The organism is Paenibacillus sp. LjRoot56, from assembly GCF_964253335.1.
GTDB classification, from domain to species: Bacteria; Bacillota; Bacilli; order Paenibacillales; family NBRC-103111; genus Paenibacillus_E; species Paenibacillus_E allorhizoplanae.
The window spans coordinates 1,029,519-1,048,060 of record NZ_CAXURV020000001.1; the positions used below are offsets into that span (position 1 = coordinate 1,029,519).

Consider the following 18,542-nt stretch of genomic DNA (forward strand, 5'->3'; position numbering starts at 1 on the left):
TGGAAGCAACAAATGTATTGCCCGAAGGAGTAAGATGGTTGATTTTCTAAGAACTCTCAAGTTTAAGTCCGCTAACCCTGTCAAAAATGCAAAAGAGCACTTTTCGAATGGGTTCTCCCCTCCGTTATTGGAAATTGATGCAAATAGGCATCAATTTGGAGTGATTTCAAGAGATTATCATGAAATACGTTAAAAAGGATGCCTATTCGCACGTATTTACCAATACCAACTATAAATTAGTAAAAAGGGTTGTACTTTTGCATTTTTGAGAGAAGAGGAAGCCGCGTTGCCTCACCACCGCCGAAGTGCCCCGCCAACGCCAGCATTAGCTCATCCGCCGGAATGCCACCCGATTACCTAACCTGACAACATTGTAGTGCCCCCCGCTGTGAAAGCACAAAAATCCTGCAAAATAATTGCAGGATTCCCTTCTAAGTGTGGCAATTTTGCGGGCTCTGCGCCCATAACACGCTAGCGCACAAATATTGTGCGGAAGGGAAGTAGCCCCGTCGGCCATCGCGTGCTAGCGCACAAATATCAAAATGGGCGGCGCATGCCGCCTTTTTTTCAAGTGATGGCTTATTTGCATGTTCCGAAAAAACGCTCAACCGCCTCTCCTACATGCTTCACAGTAAACGTAGCCGCCGTAGCAGAACTTGCCTCACAGTTGCGGATCAAGATTGTGGTTCCGACTCCAGCGCGCAGACCTGCTTCGATGTCACTCTCTTTATCACCTATGATCACCGATGAGGTAAGATCTAGCTGAAACTCTCGCTTTGCTTGCAAAATCATACCCGGATGCGGCTTTCGACAGAATGCATCTTGTTTGTATTCACCGATGCCGTGTACAGGGTGATAGGGACAAAAATAGACTTTGGCAATCTGGATCCCATGTGCCTCGAATTGCTCCGTCATCCATGCCGTTAAGGCCCAAAAGTCGTCCTCCGTGTAAAAACCCCGGCCAATACCCGCTTGATTGGTTACGATGATGAGTAAAAACCCCGCATGCTGAAAGCGTAAGAGTGTTTCGAATATACCCTTACTAAACTCGAAATCCTCTACTTTGTGAACATAAGACTTTTCAATGTTAATAACACCATCCCGGTCGAGCAAAAGCGCCTTTGGTCTCATCTGTCTCCACTTCCGGTTCCAAGCTCAGACTTCGCACGCTCATAGTCTTCCGGAATACCGATATCGATAAAATAACCTTCACTCGGGAAACCATACATGTGAAGCTTCTGTGCATCAGGACTTCCTAGAAATTGCTCAAATGAAAATGGGGCTAACAGCTCGAACGGATCCCATAAATCGGTACGAGCTACGTAGACACCACCATTAATTAAGCCGGATTCGCACATTCGTTTCTCCTCAAAGCTCAACACCCTACAGTCCGAACTTACGATAACGGCACCATATCGGTCAAAGCGTTTCATCGGCTTAAGTGAAAGCGTTAGGTCGGCAGCGCGGTTATTATGAACCTGAACCAACTGCGGGATATCGACTTGGAACAACGTGTCTCCATTTAGTACAAGCACCTGATCGCTGGAAATCTGAGTCATCGCCTTCTTCAGAGCTCCTCCGGTTCCTAGCGGTTCTTCTTCCACCGAATAAGCGATTCTTATTTCTCCGAAACGATGGCCGAAATAAGAGCTAATGGTTTCATGTTTGTATCCAACCGCAAGGATCACCCTGCGAACCCCTTGCATCTCCAATCGCTCAAGAATGTAATGAAGAAATGGCTTGCCCCCTACGGGAGCCATCGGTTTGGGTAAATCCCAGATAACCTCCCGCAAACGTGTCCCCAGCCCGCCAGCTAATATGATGGCTTCCATAGGGTTAAAATCCCTTACCAAATATAGATTCTTCTACAATCGCACACAAAATATGGCCAATCAGAATATGCGCTTCTTGAATTCTTGGGGTTTCTTGGGAGGGGATCCGTATGCAGATATCGCATAGGGCAGCCATGCGGCCACCCGATTCACCGGTCAAACCAATTGTCGTGATGCCCATAGCACGGCACATTTCTAAACCTCTGATCACATTGGGCGAGTTGCCGGATGTGGAAATGCCAATAAATATGTCTCCACGTTGTCCGTTAGCTTGAATTTGCCGTGCAAACAACTGTTCATATCCGTAGTCGTTTCCGATTGCAGTAAGAATGGAGCTATCCGTCGTAAGCGCGATGCAAGGCAGGCCGGGTCGGTCGAAATAAAAACGACTGACGAATTCGCCGGCAATATGCTGGGCATCGGCTGCACTTCCTCCATTGCCACCGAGCATTATTTTATTACCGTTTCGGTAAACCTCGATCATATTTCTTGCTGCCTGCTCAATTAAACGAAGTATATCGCTATCCTTTGAAATCGCCCTTTTAATCTCCATTGCCCGTAAAATTTCGCTGCTAATATACGCTTTCAAACTTATACCCTCCATCCTTGCGTTCCGCTCTTTGTAAAATGGAATTGAAACACTTTACCTCCTAATTCGTTCAAGCGATGTACAACCTGTATGCGTTTGACGGGATCCACGATAAACATCATAAATCCGCCTCCTCCTGCTCCGGATACCTTGCCTGCTAGTGCACCGGCATTCATCGCCGTATCGTATATGAAGTCAATTCGATCGTTCGTAATAGAGGCTGCCATCTTTTTTTTGGCACTCCAGGATTTTCCCAAGTGCTCAGCAAACTTGTTGATTTCCCCCTTTAATATACATTCCTTAATCGCGTAAGCCTCCGCTTTCACAATATGGGTTGCTTTTAGGGTGGACTGTTTGTTATTCCGTGTATTGCGGACTTGTTCGTCAATGATCTTGGCAGATTCCCTTGATGCTCCTGTGTAATATAAAATCATAGAGCTCTCCAATTCACTGATAATCCAGTTTTTTACCCGAAGTGGGTTCACAATGACCCGATTATTTTCGTAAAACTCAATAAAGTTGAATCCACCAAAGGTGGCTGCATATTGATCCTGCTTACCGCCACCCCATCCCACATCGATACGCTCGATGTCATAGGCAAGTTGAGCAATTTCATATTCCCCGAGTGGCAAATTAAGCCATTCTACGAAAGCCTTCAGCATAGCGACCACCATCGTGGATGATGAACCGAGACCGGATCCTGCGGGAGCGTCAGAATAGGTGGTCATCCGAAAAGAGAGTGGCTCGTCCTGCCTAAACTGTTTAACAATCCGGTTATACACGCCTTTATGCAAGCTTAGACGGCCATCCAACTCTAGTTCGGGGAGAGGGACGGTGGTGAATTCTTCATTGAGATCCGCAGCGATAAAAGTAAGGTTACCGTCATCGAAGACTTCAATCGTGCAATAAGCGTATAAATCAATCGTCGCATTTAGTACGCATCCTCCGAATAAGTCGCAGTAGGGCGACACATCCGTTCCGCCTCCGGCTAGCCCCAATCTTAAAGGAGCTTTAGATCTAATGATCATGTGCTACCTCCGTTCCATGTTGTCCAATATACTTCATAACCAATTCAGCATATGTAGGAGTAAGACAACTTGTATGGACGGATGGTGCTGCGTCGAATATTTTCCACCCTTCGTGCTTTTTGAAAATAAACGTTTGTCCCATTCAGACCTTTTACAGAGGGAATAGTATAGCTATGTGTTAATGAAGTGTGCCGGGAGGTGTTTAGGTGAAGCTAAAGGCTAGGAGAACTAAGAGAACTAACAGAACTAACAGAAAGATATTGGGGTCTATTCGCGTACGTAAGCTTCGTAGATATAAAGGCCGGCGACTAGTGCTCAAACGTGGGAAATCCGTACGTGCAAGGTGGAAGAATCGGAGAAAACGGTCAGTTATGAAGCTTTATCAACGCAACAGGAGCAGACGTTTGAAAGGCCGGCGGGTCCGTAAAGGATTGCGACTCGTGAATAGGCTAGTGGTACCGAGCTCGTCTCAGCCACTAGTCAGTATTATTATTCCGGTCTACAACAACTGGAGTTTTACTTACAAATGTTTGATGTCCATCGTTCAGAATACACATGGAATTCCTTATGAGATCATCGTGATGGACGATCACTCAAACGACTTAACAACACGTATCGGACATTTCGTCAAAGGAGTCACTGTCATCCGCAATAAGGTGAAGAGGGGATTCCTTCATAATTGTAATCGTGGGGCAGCGATTTCTAGAGGAAAGTATGTATTATTTTTGAATAATGATACCGAAGTGACTCCGGGTTGGTTGGCGCATCTATTATCTTTACCCGAGAAAGATCCAACCATTGGAATCGTAGGCTCTAAGTTGATATACCCGGATGGAAGACTTCAGGAGGCTGGCGGTATTGTCTATAATAACGGGTATGCTTGGAATTTCGGTCGATTAGATAGCCCAGACAAACATGAATACAACTATGTCAAGGAAGTGGATTATATCTCAGGGGCATCGATCATGATTCGCAAAGACGTATGGAATGGAATAGGCGGATTTGACGAGCATTTCGCACCTGCTTACTCAGAGGATGTGGACATTGCATTCAAAGCAAGACAACACGGGTACAAGGTTATCTATCAACCCAAATCTGTTGTCGTGCACTACGAGGGCATATCCCACGGTACAGACCTCAACTCAGGAATAAAAAAATACCAGGTGATTAACCAACAGAAATTTAGAGAAAAATGGGCGGGCGTACTGCAGCGGGATCATCTTGATGATGGTGAGCACATATTTTGGGCGAGGGAACGCTCAAGGAATAAAAAAACCATACTTGTCATTGACTATGGCGTTCCAAGCTTCGACAAAGATGCGGGCAGCCGAACGACATTTATGTATCTGAAACTATTTGTGGATATGGGCTTTAATGTCAAATTTTTACCAGACAATTTCATCAAACCGGAGCCTTATGGTTCAGAGCTAGAACAGCTCGGCATTGAGATCCTTTACGGACCGCAGGACCGCAGGTATTACGAGCACTGGATTGTTAAGCACAAGGATTACATTGATTATGTTCTGTTGAACCGGCCTAACATTTCACATCAATATATGGATCTAATCAAAGCCTATACCCGGGCGAAAATTCTGTATTATGGCCATGACATGCATTATATCCGGGAGCTGAAGCGATTCGGATTGGAGAACAACCGCGAACTGCTGCAAGCATCTGAGTTCTATAAAAGGCTGGAGTTCGACATGTTCAGCAAAGCGGATACCGTTCTCACCTGCAGCGACTCAGAAAAACGAATTATTGAAGGGAATTTTCCAAATAAAACTACTGTTTTGCTTCCGGCTTACTACTTTGACCATACGATACCGACAACAAAGCAATGGAGTGAACGCAATGGCCTACTCTTTGTTGGCGGCTTCGGTCATAGTCCTAACACCGACGGTATTTTGTGGTTTTGTCGCGATATCCTGCCTATTGTGCAACAGGCGATTCCTGATATACACATGTTCGTCGCTGGTTCCAACCCACCGCCTGATGTAGTAGGATTACAATCGGATCGGGTTACTGTCACAGGATTTATACCAGACGATGTGCTTAGACAGCTGTATGGAAATACGAAAATTGCCATCATCCCACTTCGGTACGGTGCAGGCGTGAAAGGCAAAACGGTGGAAGCAATGCGTCACCACATGCCAGTAGTTACGACCAGCACGGGGATAGAAGGGCTGCAGAATATTAGGGAGATTATTGAACCTATGAATGCCCCTTATGCATTTGCCGAGCAAATCATCCAGTTATACCATAATCACAGTCTATTAGCGCATAAGGCCGAACAAAGCAGGATGTACGTGGAAACTTACTTCTCCAGATCAAAAGCCTTAGAGAGTATGATGTCCGCTTTATAGTGAAGGAGAAACATAGAGAAATGATAAAAAGTGACCGAAAGTTTCGACTTTTGGTCACTTTTTATTTGTTTTCATACCATTTTAGCAAAATAACGTTCCATAACAGCTGGATGTTTCTCAGTAAAAGGCTTCGTCACGATGTCATATTCGATACGATCCACCGGTTTCCCTAAGTATTGATCGATATCACGGCGACGATTATCGTTCGCTTTAACGCGGGAACCGAAAGCATAATGATAATGGAAGGCTGAAATCGGCTCAGCCCTATTGGGAATTTCCCACATGTAACGTCCGAACAGATGCACTTTGCAGTGATTCTTGGCATCGTCGTATCGGATACCCATATGATTGCGCCACATAAACCATTTATTGACAGACCAGTGTTCGTCGTTCGGTGCACTAATTCGTACGGTTTGGGGATTCATCCAGAATTGTACCCACGGAAATGAGATAGCATCCGCTTCTTTCTGGAGCATAAGTCTAGGCAATGCATCACGGAAGCTATCATCCATGATTTCATCTGCATCGATCGCCATAATCCAATCTCCAGTTGCTTGGTCGACCAGGAAATTCCTTACGATGGACTCGTTCCAATCATCAGAGTAGGGTAAGCCCGTCTGCTTAATTTGGAATAGCCGAATATTCGCGCGGTTTTTCCACTGATTGATGATATTTACACTGTCGTCGGTGCTTCCTCCGTCCACAATAAGAATTTCATCTGCATAGGAAGCGACACTTTCTAGAAACAGAGGAAGGAACTTTTCTTCATTTAAGATCGGCACAATGACGGAAAGCTTGGGCTTCGGCTCGAGTAGCGGAGCATGCGGAACATTCAGCGGTTCATAAACGACAGGAACATTTAATAAAGGAGGGGGCTGCTTGACCTGTGGAGTCAATCGTAATGATTTGCTTCTTCGCAAGCGTTTTTTAACTTTTCGCAGTAGGCGCTTGCGAAATTTTATAGTTCGCAAAGGACGCTTGCGTAATTTGATTGTTCTCCGCCGTTGTGTCAATTTGATGCCATTTTTCCTGCGGCTTCTCTTCAGCAGCTTTTGTTTCCGGTTCGTTTTGGTCGTCTTTCTAACTACCTGCCGGAGAACTTTTTTCATAGAGGACCTCCTTCGCTGTATAGTTGAGCGATCTGTAATCCAACTTAGTATATTCAGGTGATTCTACCTACGAATGGACGAATAACTACGTATGAGTTTTTGCCAGCCCAATCGCAGCGATAGAAAGCAGCGGTGGAAAGATAGCAAAGAAAAGGAGCTAAACACAAATCTGTTTAGCTCCTTTTCTTTCAACGATTTACTTTGTCTAATCTACATATAAAATTTTCATCTCATCACATTCATTATGCTTCGGGGATAGGTTCGATGGAGTTTTCGTAAGCATGCAGGATCGAATTGAGCAGACCAGGGAATCTTTCTTCTAGATCATCCTTGCGTAATGACAAGAAGCGCTGAGTCCCCTGCACGCGGACTTGGACAACGCCAGCTTCACGCATCGTGCGCACATGATGAGACAAGGTCGATTTAACGACGGTTACATCAATGCCGCCGCAGGTGCATTCCCCTAATTTGTGGATGTCTGAGACAATAGATAATCGGACGGGATCGCTTAACGCATAGAGGACGGATGAGAGATGCATATCCGCTTTGTCTGGGTGAAATAGTACTTTCAGGATGCTTCCTCCTCGTTGACGCTTAGTGATTGCATTTTACCACATTGCGTGCTATATTTCTATTGTTCGATAATAATCGAATTAAAGAAACGAGAAGTGCGGGGAACGCATTAGATAAACAAGCTGCCCCCAAATGAAACGGAGGAACGACCATGTCTACTACCAATACCAATCAAACGACGCAATCTCATTCTGTGGAGGCGTTGTTCCAACCTTTTACACTAGGCAATCTTAGTTTAGCGAATCGAGTCGTGATGGCTCCGATGACGCGAGCCTTCTCACCAGGAGGTGTCCCTGGGCAGGACGTGGTGGATTATTACCGTCGCCGCGCAGAGAATGGCGTTGGTCTTATTATTACCGAAGGTACACTCATCAATCATCCAGCGGCAACCGACAATCCCAATATCCCTAACTTCCATGGAGAAGACGCGCTCGCAGGTTGGAAACGTGTTGTCACTGCTGTGCATGAAGCAGGAGGACGTATCGTACCTCAGCTCTGGCATGTCGGAATGACTCGACCGAATGGTTCACTTCCGCATCCGGAAGTACCATCGATTGGACCATCTGGCCGCGATTTAGCTGGTAAACAAGTGAATGAGCCAATGACACAGGCGGACATTGATCAAGTCGTAGAAGCTTTCGCGCAAGCGGCAGCGGATGCGAAACGAATCGGTTTCGATGGCATCGAGCTCCATGGCGCCCATGGTTACTTGATTGATCAGTTCCTGTGGGAGAGAACGAATCAGCGTACGGATAAGTACGGTGGCAGTATGTTGGCTCGCACGCGATTCGCTGTTGAAATCATTGAAGCTTGCCGCCGCGCAGTAGGGCCAGATTTCCCGATTATTATTAGGCTGTCACAATGGAAATCGGCCGAGTATACGGCCAAACTCGCTGCTACACCTGAGTTGCTCGGTCAATTGCTTGCACCACTCGTAGAAGCTGGCGTAGATATATTCCACTGCTCGACTCGCAGGTTCTGGGAACCCGAGTTCGAAGGATCTGACCTCAATTTCGCAGGCTGGGTAAAGCAGTTAACGGGCAAACCTACGATTACAGTGGGATCCGTTGGTTTAGATGATGAATTCCTAGGCTCCTTCAGAGGGAAAAGCGCAGGTACGGCTGACATCAATGAGCTGCTTGTTCGCCTAGAGCAGAATGAGTTCGATCTCGTTGCGATTGGACGCGCGCTGTTGGTTGACCCTGCTTGGGCTGACAAAGTGCGGGGCGGTCGATTCGACGAGTTACTTCCATTCACCGTTGATGCTCTACAACGTTTATCTTAAGCCATGAGACGCGTTAAACTCGCTGTCTGGCTACAACGAAACAAGGCAACCGGATGTTCCGGCTGCCTTGTTTTTCTTTTTACCGCTAATAGCCAAATGCTATCCTACTTTTAAAATATTACCGCTTCGGGCTTGTATCTCATTACCTGCCGTATCGGTCCAGCTTGAGCCATTCGAGATGGTGACACTTGCAGCGCTTGCTTGATTAGGACCACCCATGCCTCCTCCTGCAGAATAACTGGAAAACCTCCATCTTAATTCGTGATTTCCGAGCTGTTTAGTGAACTAACTGGAAAAAAGGCAGCTAATTTTAGCCATTCTCGCCATTTCCGCTGAATCGGGTTGAATTACCTGTACCCATTCCATCTAAATCCAATTTGTGGGGGAGATCGCCTGAAATAACTGTATAATCTCCATCTAACTTTAGAAAGGGGACAAGTGGAGGTGAAGTTAGATGGTATGGGCAAGAGGAGGCGGTATTAGGAGGTGGAGTATCTGTAAACACATATATTCCATCCCCTTTTGGAAATCCATCTAGTTATTTGGTATCCTGCACAAATTTCCATGTGTTTACAATAAAATAGCAAATTTCGCAATTATCCTATGGTAAAATAAGATGGTTCTTAGCTAGCTTGTCTGTCCGATAAGCAAGCGCTTATGTAGAAAAGATTTTGACTCAGCCAATAAGCTAAGGAGGAATTGTAATGAGTAGGCTCAAAGGATGGAAGACGAGGTTATGGAAGACAACGTTGGCGTTGACAGTAGCAATACCGTTCCAAGTGCTGGCTACAAGCAGCTGGCAGGCCGTGATGGCGGAGGGACCGACAGATCCAGCGCCGTTCATTGAAGCCAAAGTCGTCAATGGGAATGCGGGGAAGAAAGTACTTTTTGACAACACACATGAGCAGACCGCTGGAGCAGCGGATTGGGTCATTGATGGGGCTTTTTCGGACTTCGGCAATGCATTAGCGAATAATGGTTATTATGTAAAAGAACTTCGCAAAACAACGCCAATTACCTTGGCCGATTTGAGCGGTTATGATGTGTTCGTGGTAGCGGAGTCCAATGTTCCGTACAAAACAAGTGAGCAAAACGCCTTAGCCCAATATGTAGCGGCAGGCGGCAGTATATTTTTCATCGGCGATCATTACAATGCCGACCGGAACAAAAACCGCTGGGATGGCTCCGAGGTCTTCAACGGCTATCGCCGTGGTGCCTGGACGAACCCAGCAGCAGGAATGAGCGCGGAAGAGTCAGCGTCTTCGGCTATGCAAGATGTTGCTAGCTCGGACTGGCTGGCGACACAGTTCGGTCTGCGTTTCCGCTATAACGCCCTCGGCGATATTAATGCGAATAACATCGTAGCGCCTGCGCAAGCTTTTGGGATTACGACAGGTGTCTCCAGTGTGGCGATGCACGCAGGATCTACGCTAGCCATTATTGATCCGACGAAGGCGAAAGGTATTGTGTACTTGCCGCAAACGAATGAAGCTTGGGCGAGTGCGGTTGATCAAGGTGTGTATAACGGAGGCGGAGTGGCAGAAGGACCTTACGTGGCTGTTGCAAAAGCAGGCGCAGGGAAAGCTGCCTTCATCGGGGATTCCTCACCGGTCGAGGATGCAACGCCGAAATATGTGCGCGAGGATACAGGCGCGAAGAAGACGACGTATGATGGGTTCAAAGAAGTGGACGATGGAACGCTGCTCGTCAATATGGTGAACTGGCTTTCGACCAAAGAAAGCTATACCAGCTTCGCTGAAGTAAGCGGCTTGCAGCTGGATCAGCCGACGGCATTGTTGCCTTTTGAAGCTCCAGCGGCATCAACGGAGCCACAGCCAGAGCCTTGGGCAGCACCCAACGCGGGCTACAAATGGTACGACCGCAGCACGTTCAAGGCCGGCTCGTATGGCGGACCTGCAGCTACGGCGAATACGACATACAGTTTCGTGAAACAAGCGGTATTGCCGAATGCGGCAGACTTCCCGATCAGAGTCGTTGTGGATAACTTACCACCATCGACAACGGTAACGGGCTTCAGCCTTGGCATTTACCTGGTCAGCGGTGGATCACAAATCGCCAAGGTACAAAATGCAGATGGCACCTGGCCAACGGCTTATGCGTATAGCTCCACGTTTAGCGTAACCGCAGATATCAACGGACACGCGACGAAGGACTTGAATGTACGTGTTGTTCCGGGAACGACCGCACCAGCGAATCTCAGATTGCGCCTGAATGGCACGAATATAAAAACTGAAGCCGTCACTCTTGGAAATGTACCTCCAGAAAGCTTGCCGGAAGAGGAGAATCCGATTCCTGCCAAGATTGCCATTTCGGAAGCACGTGCCAAAGCAGCAGGAACCCTGGTGACGGTAGAGGGTGTTGTTACGACAGAGCCGGGTGCTTTTGGCGGGCAAGCCTTCTACTTACAAGATGCAGCAGGCGGTGTCTATGTGTTCCAAAGCTTGAGTGGCTTCCACCAAGGGGATACGGTAAAAGTAACAGCTTCAACAGCGCTATTCAACACGGAATTTGAGCTTGCTGATCCTGTAGAGATTGCCAAAACAGGCGTCGCTGCACTCCCAGCACCAACCCCAGTATCCGCTGTGTCAGCGGACAACCAAGGGCAACTGCTCACACTTAGCGATGTAACGATTAGCAATATCATCACGGCAACACCGACGGGTTCATTTGAATTTGACGCTGTCAAAGACGGCGTAAGCAACCACATTCGTGTCGATACACGAACAGGTTTGTCCTTAAGCACTTTCCCTTACACAGCGGGGCAAAAGGTGACGATTCAAGGTGTTGGCGCTATTTTCAAAGGTGTATTCCAATTGAAGCCACGGGGCTTGAGCGATTTCAGCGTGTCAGCAGATACCGCAGCACCAGTAACGACAGCTATCCTTTCCAGTGCACCGAACGGAGCGGGTTGGTTCAAGGATGATGTTAACGTCACATTAACAGCTGTAGATGATCAAGCAGGTACAGTGGCTACGCAATACAGTAGTAATGGTGGGAATTCAGCTGCGTATACAGCGCCAATCTTAGTTAATGCTGAGGGCTTAACAACATTGAGCTATTCCTCTACGGATGCTGCTGGCAATGTTGAAGCGGCAAAGTCCTTGCAAGTGAAGCTGGATAAAACAGCGCCAACAGCGACCCTTACGGAATCGGGTCATGCGGTGAAGGATGTAACGACGACAACTTCAATGACTTTCGATTTGGCTGCCAACGATGCCATTTCGGGTGTTGCAGAGCAATCCCTGACCTTGGATGGCAATGCGATTACAAGTGGCCAAACGATTGCCGCAGGAAGTTTAGCCGTAGGTGCGCACACGGTGGCGTACCTTGTAACGGATGCTGCAGGGAACACGACGACTGCTTCGCAGACATTTAATGTGGTTAAACCATTATCGAGCGGCGCTCCTGGCCAGCCTGTTTTATCTTCCAATAACGGCTATACTGGTTTAAAAGATGGCAACTACACGATCACCATGAACATGTGGTGGGGGAATAATGGTTCCATTTTCAAACTATACGAGAACGGTGTTCTCATCAGCACGAAAACACTTTCCGATGCCTCCCCAGCGGCTCAAGTCGCCAAAGTGGATGTATCCGGTAAACCAAACGGCACATACACGTATACCAGTGAACTTATTAATATATTCGGTACGACAACCAGTCAGCCAATCGTTGTAACGATCACAGAGGCATCCCCAGGTAAACCAGTTCTATCACAGAATAATTGGGATGGGGATGGCAACTACAATGTGACCATGAACATGTGGTGGGGCACCAACGCAACAGGGTATCGCCTCTACGAAAATGACGTGCTCATTGATGAGAAAAGTTTGCAATCCGCTTCACCAAGCGCACAAAGCGCTGTTACAGCAATCGCTGGTCGTGCAATCGGTGTTTATAAGTATCGCGTCGAGCTGTTCAATGCAGCTGGCGTGACATCTAGCGACGTGGTGAGTGTCACGGTTACGAAGTAGCCTGAGGTACTGAAAGTAGAGCATGAAGAACAGCCCTTCTGGTTGGAGACCAGAGGGGTTGTTTGTGTTTGGGATGGGGGAGTTTCAACCCGCCTCGACCCAACCCCGACCCCAGCTTCAGACGAAGGGAACGAGAGTGCGCTATTTCGTGAAATTTACTGTTTTTGGGGCTGGAAGGGAACGAGTGTGCGCTATTTCCAAGAAAAAAGGGGGGGGGTAAGCGGAAATGGCACCAATAGCGCCCCTACGTTCCCTTCCACAGCCATTCCGCAGTTTTAGTCAAAAATAGCGCACCTAGGTTCCCTTTCCCGTCCCCTCAAGGCTCCTAAGTAGCAGGTTTTCCCTTCAGGAGGAACAAGCTAGACAAAACTATATCCCAATGGTAGGTTAAATGGATAATTAAGAAAGTATGTGATCTCATTATGTCTATCGCTTCACAAGCCAAAGAAACAACGAGCGGCAGCCGCTTATGGATGGTGCTAGTGCTCGGTTTACTCGCCTCCTTCGGGCCACTTTCTCTCGATATGTACCTGCCGGCGCTGCCTGTCATTGCGGGTGATCTCCATACAACAACTTCGCTCGCACAAATGAGCTTAACCGCCTGCATGCTCGGTCTCTCGCTAGGCCAGCTCATTGCTGGATCGGTGAGTGATGTGCGCGGAAGACGCATGCCTTTGTTGGTCGGCCTCCTGATTTATGGTGTCGCCTCTGCACTTTGCATGGTTGCGCCATCGATCTGGGCGTTCCTGATTCTGCGCTTTGTGCAGGGGATGGCGGGAGCTGCTGGGATCGTCATTTCCCGAGCGATCGTTCGTGATATGTATGAGGGCGTGGCGTTGACGAAATTTTTTGCACTGCTGATGCTCGTGAATGGTTCGGCTCCCATCCTAGCTCCGATTATCGGTGGCCAACTGCTGCAATTCACCTCATGGCGCGGTGTGTTTCTTGTGCTCAGCTTGATCGGCGTCGTGATGCTAATTATTGTTGTACTTGGGCTAAAAGAAACCCATCCGCCAGAACGCCGCTCCAAAGGAGGGCTTACGAATACACTGCGTATATTCCGCGGTTTGCTCACGGACCGTTTGTTCATGGGCTATGCGTTGACGCAAGGGCTCGTTTTCGCGGGGATGTTTGCATATATTTCGGGATCGCCGTTTGTTTTGCAGGATATATTTGGTGTTTCTCCCCAAATGTTCAGTGTGATCTTCGCGGTGAATGGGGCTGGTGTCATCCTTGCCGGGCAAATTACGGGGCGACTCGCGGGTAAAGTGAGCAATCACCGTCTGTTAGCTGGAGGCTTAGTGATGGCCGTTCTAGGAGGACTGCTGCTGCTCGTTGCAACACTTATCGGGGCAGGGCTCGTTATGATACTGCCAGCGTTCTTCCTCATCGTGGCTTGTATTGGTCCGGTCTCCGTATCAACTTCTTCCTTAGCGCTGCAAAATCAAGGCAAAACAGCCGGCAGCGCCGCAGCCTTGCTCGGATTGATGACGTTCGTCATCGGCGGTTTAGTAGCACCGCTTGTTGGTCTTGGCGGCAGTCAGACGGCCGTACCTCTAGGTATCATCATCGCTGTCATGGAGCTGGGTAGCGTACTCTGTTTTGTTTACCTGACGCGAGAAAAAGCGTAAGTGCAGCTCACTTTTTTAAAAAAATTCAAGGATTTTTCACAATTAAGGTTTATACTGAAAGAAGAATTGACCAAATTGTGAAAAAGGTGGCTAATACGCATGAAGCACATTCATAAAACGTGGCTTATCGGCACACTTGCAGCTGGATTATTGATCAGTGGCGGCTTCGTACTTCAGCATAATCAAGCGTTTGCTAACGACACCAACACGACACCAACACCTAAGAAATTTCAGGATAAACATAGCTTTGAGAGGCATCAAGCACCAAGGGGCGGTTTTGATTTTGGTAAAGGCGGCGCTATTGGAGGCGTAATCGATTTTTCTTCCATCCTTGGTATGGATAAAGCGGCTCTTAAAGCAGAAATTGATGCGGGTAAAACCCTCGTTCAAATCGCGCAGGAGAAAGCCAACCTCAGTGAAGACGCGTTGCTTGCCAAATTGACAGAGGCAGAAACAAAGAAAATCGATACAGCACTTAGCGAGGGCAAAATCAAGCAGGAACAGGCGGATAAGCTCAAAGAAGGGCTTGCTAATCGTTTGAAAAAAATGGTAGAAGCGAAACCTCAAGCGATGAATTTCGATAAAAAGCCAATGCCTCGTGGCGGCAACATGCCTAACTTACCTATGCCTGGTGGTGTTGGGGTTGCTCCAAAAGAAATCGCAGGCATCCTTGGCATCACTGAGGAAGAACTGGCGACTGAGCGTAAAGCAGGGAAGTCCCTTTCCGAGATCGCGGCTGCGAAAGGCATCACCGAGGATCAGTTGATCGCTAAGCTCAAGGATAGCCTGACAGATGAACTGAAAAACTTCGTCGAACGCAAAGGCGGCGGTGAGCGACCAGTACCACAGCTACGTGGAGACGGTGGTTCGTTCAAAGGTAAGCCAGGCAACGGCGGAGAGCGCAGACCAGCTCCGTCAGCAACGCCTTCGGCTACGTAATATAGTTTTCAAAGGTTGCCACATTCGATAACATCGAGCGAGGGCAACCTTTTTTGTGCCGTGTTGGGAGTGTTGGAGGGAAGTGGATCGGTGGCGTAGAAGTTTTTCACAGGAAGATCACGTGGCCAAGAAAGAGAAGTGAAGTTTGAAGGAGGAGTAGACCTATTGGAAGAGCTTATCGGTCATTGCCGCATATGTGAGAAGCCGATTTATTGCAAAATGGGATTTCTGGATGGCGTCGTGCAGGCGGATAAAACGTTAGTATGTTTTGAATGCTCGGGTGAAGTGCAGAAGGAAAATGTGACTGTGGAGCCACAGAAGTGAGTGGTTAGTAGAGTAATTGGTGAGTTCCTGTTTGATTAAAGTAGCTGTATTAGCGGGGGATTCACGTACGGAACAGCTTAGTTGCTCAACGCTGATTCTCGATAGAATGACACTATCTGGTGATTCCTGTCAAAAACAAATTAGCTTGTTCACAATTCCTGTCTCTTCACCCAACTCTCACCCTCACTCCTTAACATTGCAAGTAACCAAGCATTAGATGGAAAAAGTACAGCTATTTTTGATTAATTTCGCTGAAATAAACATTTAACTGGATAACATGTAGTTATTTTTACCACTTTTGCTCAAAAGGGTGAAATGCTGAGAAATTAACTACATGAAATACAGTTAAAATGGATTTATAACTGAAAATCGCCGAAATTAGCTACATAAAATACAGTTATTTCCTCGGTGTCGGAGTTAGCGCATAGGGGGGCAGCGATGGGGGGTACCTGGGGGGCGACTGGCAGAGACGGGGGCGCACCTAACGGCGATTGGCCGCGATGGTGCGACGTGGCGATAAGGATCGCGCCGGCGGGGGCTAACGCGTGCAGCGTCTAGCGCAGGTCCGCGCTTGCGCCCCTGCGCCGATCGCGCCTAGCGCCCCTTCGCCGCGCCTAGCAGCCGCGGCTAATACAAAACCCGCCACAAGTAAAACGTGGCGTAAGCTTCCCAGCCCCGCCAGCCCTCGGCTAGCTGGCGGATCTCTTCAAGCGAGGGCTTGGCCTCCAGCCCAAGCACATGCTTCAGCGCGTTATGCAGGCCGACATCGGCCAACGGGAACGCTGCGGGGTTGCGCAGACAGCGCATCAGCACATAATTGGCCGTCCAGGGGCCGATGCCGCGAATGCGCAGCAGATCTTTTTCCATGGCAAGGAAATCGCTCATCGCAAGCAGCCCAGCTTTGGATAACGTGCCTTCCGCCATGAGATTGGCAACGCCAATGAGGTACTCCGCTTTTTTACCCGTGAATTGTAAAGCGGTTAAATCTTCAGTCGTCAGCACAGCGATTCGCTCTGGCGTCGGGAACGCCCAATACGTTCGTCCCTCCCAATGCAGTGAAGTACCGAAGTGCTCGACTAGACGTCTTTTGAGCGTATAGGCAAAAGCCAAATTAATCTGCTGCCCAATAATACCCCAACTCATCGCCTCAAACAAATCGGGAATCCCCATCAGGCGCAGCCCCCGGAATGCCTCCGTCACTTGTTGCAGGATCGGATCCTCCATCGCATAAAATGGCGTCAAATCCGTCCCCAAATCAAACCACTCCCACACATAGCGAGCGATTTCTTCCCGAACTGCAGAGGTTAAACTAGCACCACTATAGTGGACAATTCGGACGTGAAGCACCTCGTCATCCTCACTGTGGACAGCAATAAGTGCGAGGTTATCCCCAATTGGTAGCAGCTTATAGATACTAGAGTTATCCACAACGAATAGGCATTCATTGGTTGAGCGGCTTAAATAGCCGATATTTTGCTCATATCGAAAAGGCCCAGGCAGAGCTAGCGAGAGCGTGCTTGTTTGTTCGTACCATTGTAGGCTGGATGGGTCAAAAGCTAGCAGGTGTGGCATCGTCATTCTCCTTATCGGTGGGAAGTCGTTACTTGCATTATCGCCGAGAGCGGCTTTTGTAATCTTGCTTTCTCATCTCGGAACCCTTACAACGACAGGCCTGTTTGGGTATACTGAGCTTATAAAAGGAACACAAGGAGAGGTGCATTCCGGTATGCAGGAGCGGTTTTGGCAAGCCATTGTAGCGAATGATGCGGCGTATGATGGGACGTTTTACTATGCGGTGGCGACGACAGGGATTTTCTGCCGACCCTCCTGCAAATCGAGGCTTCCGAAGCGGGAGCATGTGCGTATTTTTGATCACCGTGAAGCAGCCATTGCAGAGAGCTTTCGTCCTTGTAAAAGGTGTCGGCCTGACGGCATTAGGCTCCCCGATGAGGCATGGGTTGCGGAAATGAAGGCGCATATCGAAGAGCACTTCGCCGAACCGTTGTCGTTAGCGACGCTTTCAGAGCATTTCTATGCGAGTACGTATCATCTGCAAAGGACTTTTAAACGAATAGCTGGCGTGACGCCGCTTATGTATATCCAAGAGATCCGGCTTGCAGCAGCTAAAAAGCTTTTAATCACCACAGACATGCCCGTGCAGGTGATCGGGTCGCAGGTGGGGATGGCAAATGCTGCGCATTTTGCGACATTGTTTCAGAAGAAAACAGGACTTACGCCGACAGAGTTTCGGCAACAGCCAGTTCATTAACGATAACCGAGTTGGGAGGTTGGTTGCAACATGGTGAGAGAAGTTATGGAAAGTGTGGTAAATCAAACGATTTACTGGGGGGCGGTTCGATTGCAACATCATAATTTCGTGATGGCGGTAACCGATGTGGGATTGGGTTACTTGCAGTTTCAGAAAGGTGACGCGAGAGATGGCGTTGACGTTGAAGCGTGGCAAGAATTCACCCAATGGGCGAGAAAGATTGGACAACCGAATGGATGGATTCAGCAAAAGGATAGGTTAAAGGCTTACATGCAGCAGCTGGACGAGTATTTGAGTGGAGAGCGAACAAATTTTGAACTGCCATTGGATTTACGGGGGACGGAGTTTCAACAGTCGGTGTGGAGAGCATTGCACGAGATTGTCCATGGTGAGACGGTAAGTTATACACAGGTAGCCCAAACACTAGATAGATCCAGTGCCGTACGTGCGGTTGGCACCGCCATCGGTGCAAATCCTGTTCTTATCGTTGTACCTTGCCATCGCGTCGTAGGGAAGGATGGAGCGCTGACGGGTTATCGCGGCGGTTTGGGGAATAAGGAAAAGCTTTTGCAGTTAGAGCGGCAAGGGAAGTAGAACTGTTGATT

The 18,542-nt window shown here is 48.2% G+C and carries 15 protein-coding genes; 8 read left to right on the forward strand and 7 right to left on the reverse strand.

Annotation, left to right across the window (positions count from 1 at the left end):
• Positions 1–579: 579 nt before the first annotated feature.
• From ACSQ8O_RS04740 to ACSQ8O_RS04755, 4 genes are read right to left on the reverse strand one after another with little or no spacing between them, the layout of a single operon-like run.
• Positions 580–1,131, reverse strand: coding sequence for a D-glycero-alpha-D-manno-heptose-1,7-bisphosphate 7-phosphatase (locus tag ACSQ8O_RS04740; protein WP_436240630.1), 552 nt, complete (start codon positions 1,129–1,131; stop codon positions 580–582).
• Entirely contained in the window at positions 1,128–1,832 is a 705-nt protein-coding gene (locus ACSQ8O_RS04745) for a nucleotidyltransferase family protein (protein WP_436240631.1), read from the reverse strand. The genes ACSQ8O_RS04740 and ACSQ8O_RS04745 overlap by 4 nt, the downstream gene beginning before the upstream one ends.
• Before the next feature lie 4 nt (positions 1,833–1,836).
• Positions 1,837–2,421 (reverse strand): D-sedoheptulose-7-phosphate isomerase, encoded by a 585-nt coding sequence (locus ACSQ8O_RS04750; protein ID WP_436240632.1) that lies wholly within the window; start codon positions 2,419–2,421, stop codon positions 1,837–1,839.
• Positions 2,422–2,423: 2 nt separating this feature from the next.
• A complete protein-coding gene (locus ACSQ8O_RS04755) occupies positions 2,424–3,449 on the reverse strand; it encodes a GHMP family kinase ATP-binding protein (protein WP_436240633.1) in 1,026 nt (341 codons plus the stop codon).
• Positions 3,450–3,820: 371 nt separating this feature from the next.
• Here ACSQ8O_RS04755 and ACSQ8O_RS04760 point away from each other — a divergent pair, with 371 nt between their 5' ends.
• The gene (locus ACSQ8O_RS04760) at positions 3,821–5,812 is read left to right on the forward strand and encodes a glycosyltransferase (protein WP_436240634.1); all 1,992 of its coding nucleotides are present in this window, start codon (positions 3,821–3,823) and stop codon (positions 5,810–5,812) included.
• A gap of 71 nt (positions 5,813–5,883) precedes the next feature.
• Here the strand turns inward: ACSQ8O_RS04760 and ACSQ8O_RS04765 are convergent, their stop codons facing one another.
• On the reverse strand, positions 5,884–6,921 hold the full coding sequence (locus ACSQ8O_RS04765; RefSeq protein WP_436240635.1) for a glycosyltransferase: 1,038 nt from the start codon (positions 6,919–6,921) through the stop codon (positions 5,884–5,886).
• 242 nt (positions 6,922–7,163) lie between these two features.
• On the reverse strand, positions 7,164–7,493 hold the full coding sequence (locus ACSQ8O_RS04770; protein WP_436241942.1) for an ArsR/SmtB family transcription factor: 330 nt from the start codon (positions 7,491–7,493) through the stop codon (positions 7,164–7,166).
• A 152-nt stretch (positions 7,494–7,645) separates the two neighbouring features.
• On the opposite strand from ACSQ8O_RS04770, the gene ACSQ8O_RS04775 reads away from it, so the two are divergent.
• From ACSQ8O_RS04775 to ACSQ8O_RS04795, 5 genes are all read left to right on the forward strand, one after another.
• The gene (locus ACSQ8O_RS04775; RefSeq protein ID WP_436240636.1) at positions 7,646–8,779 is read left to right on the forward strand and encodes an NADH:flavin oxidoreductase; all 1,134 of its coding nucleotides are present in this window, start codon (positions 7,646–7,648) and stop codon (positions 8,777–8,779) included.
• Positions 8,780–9,483: 704 nt separating this feature from the next.
• Positions 9,484–12,774 carry an OmpL47-type beta-barrel domain-containing protein gene (locus ACSQ8O_RS04780; protein ID WP_436240637.1) on the forward strand — a complete coding sequence of 1,097 codons (3,291 nt, stop codon included), beginning with the start codon at positions 9,484–9,486 and terminating at the stop codon, positions 12,772–12,774.
• 422 nt (positions 12,775–13,196) lie between these two features.
• On the forward strand, positions 13,197–14,405 hold the full coding sequence (locus ACSQ8O_RS04785; RefSeq protein WP_436240638.1) for a multidrug effflux MFS transporter: 1,209 nt from the start codon (positions 13,197–13,199) through the stop codon (positions 14,403–14,405).
• A 99-nt stretch (positions 14,406–14,504) separates the two neighbouring features.
• Positions 14,505–15,344 carry a hypothetical protein gene (locus ACSQ8O_RS04790; RefSeq protein ID WP_436240639.1) on the forward strand — a complete coding sequence of 280 codons (840 nt, stop codon included), beginning with the start codon at positions 14,505–14,507 and terminating at the stop codon, positions 15,342–15,344.
• Between the two features lie 165 nt (positions 15,345–15,509).
• Positions 15,510–15,668, forward strand: coding sequence for a hypothetical protein (locus ACSQ8O_RS04795; protein WP_436240640.1), 159 nt, complete (start codon positions 15,510–15,512; stop codon positions 15,666–15,668).
• Between the two features lie 627 nt (positions 15,669–16,295).
• Here ACSQ8O_RS04795 and ACSQ8O_RS04800 read toward each other — a convergent pair.
• Positions 16,296–17,240 carry a DNA-3-methyladenine glycosylase family protein gene (locus tag ACSQ8O_RS04800; protein WP_436240641.1) on the reverse strand — a complete coding sequence of 315 codons (945 nt, stop codon included), beginning with the start codon at positions 17,238–17,240 and terminating at the stop codon, positions 16,296–16,298.
• Positions 17,241–17,394: 154 nt separating this feature from the next.
• Between ACSQ8O_RS04800 and ACSQ8O_RS04805 the strand changes: the two genes are divergently transcribed.
• Positions 17,395–17,937 (forward strand): bifunctional transcriptional activator/DNA repair enzyme AdaA, encoded by a 543-nt coding sequence (locus tag ACSQ8O_RS04805; protein ID WP_436240642.1) that lies wholly within the window; start codon positions 17,395–17,397, stop codon positions 17,935–17,937.
• 30 nt (positions 17,938–17,967) lie between these two features.
• Entirely contained in the window at positions 17,968–18,531 is a 564-nt protein-coding gene (locus ACSQ8O_RS04810) for a methylated-DNA--[protein]-cysteine S-methyltransferase (RefSeq protein WP_436240643.1), read from the forward strand.
• Positions 18,532–18,542 lie beyond the last annotated feature (11 nt).

Bases quoted from the DNA above. Each gene is read 5' to 3' on its own strand.
- ACSQ8O_RS04740 (WP_436240630.1), bottom strand. From the start codon at position 1,131: ATGAGACCAAAGGCGCTTTTGCTCGACCGGGATGGTGTTATTAACATT.
- ACSQ8O_RS04780 (WP_436240637.1), top strand. From the start codon at position 9,484: ATGAGTAGGCTCAAAGGATGGAAGACGAGGTTATGGAAGACAACGTTG.
- ACSQ8O_RS04810 (WP_436240643.1), top strand. From the start codon at position 17,968: ATGGTGAGAGAAGTTATGGAAAGTGTGGTAAATCAAACGATTTACTGG.
- ACSQ8O_RS04755 (WP_436240633.1), bottom strand. From the start codon at position 3,449: ATGATCATTAGATCTAAAGCTCCTTTAAGATTGGGGCTAGCCGGAGGC.
- ACSQ8O_RS04800 (WP_436240641.1), bottom strand. From the start codon at position 17,240: ATGCCACACCTGCTAGCTTTTGACCCATCCAGCCTACAATGGTACGAA.
- ACSQ8O_RS04745 (WP_436240631.1), bottom strand. From the start codon at position 1,832: ATGGAAGCCATCATATTAGCTGGCGGGCTGGGGACACGTTTGCGGGAG.
- ACSQ8O_RS04760 (WP_436240634.1), top strand. From the start codon at position 3,821: ATGAAGCTTTATCAACGCAACAGGAGCAGACGTTTGAAAGGCCGGCGG.
- ACSQ8O_RS04805 (WP_436240642.1), top strand. From the start codon at position 17,395: ATGCAGGAGCGGTTTTGGCAAGCCATTGTAGCGAATGATGCGGCGTAT.
- ACSQ8O_RS04765 (WP_436240635.1), bottom strand. From the start codon at position 6,921: ATGAAAAAAGTTCTCCGGCAGGTAGTTAGAAAGACGACCAAAACGAAC.
- ACSQ8O_RS04785 (WP_436240638.1), top strand. From the start codon at position 13,197: ATGTCTATCGCTTCACAAGCCAAAGAAACAACGAGCGGCAGCCGCTTA.
- ACSQ8O_RS04790 (WP_436240639.1), top strand. From the start codon at position 14,505: ATGAAGCACATTCATAAAACGTGGCTTATCGGCACACTTGCAGCTGGA.
- ACSQ8O_RS04775 (WP_436240636.1), top strand. From the start codon at position 7,646: ATGTCTACTACCAATACCAATCAAACGACGCAATCTCATTCTGTGGAG.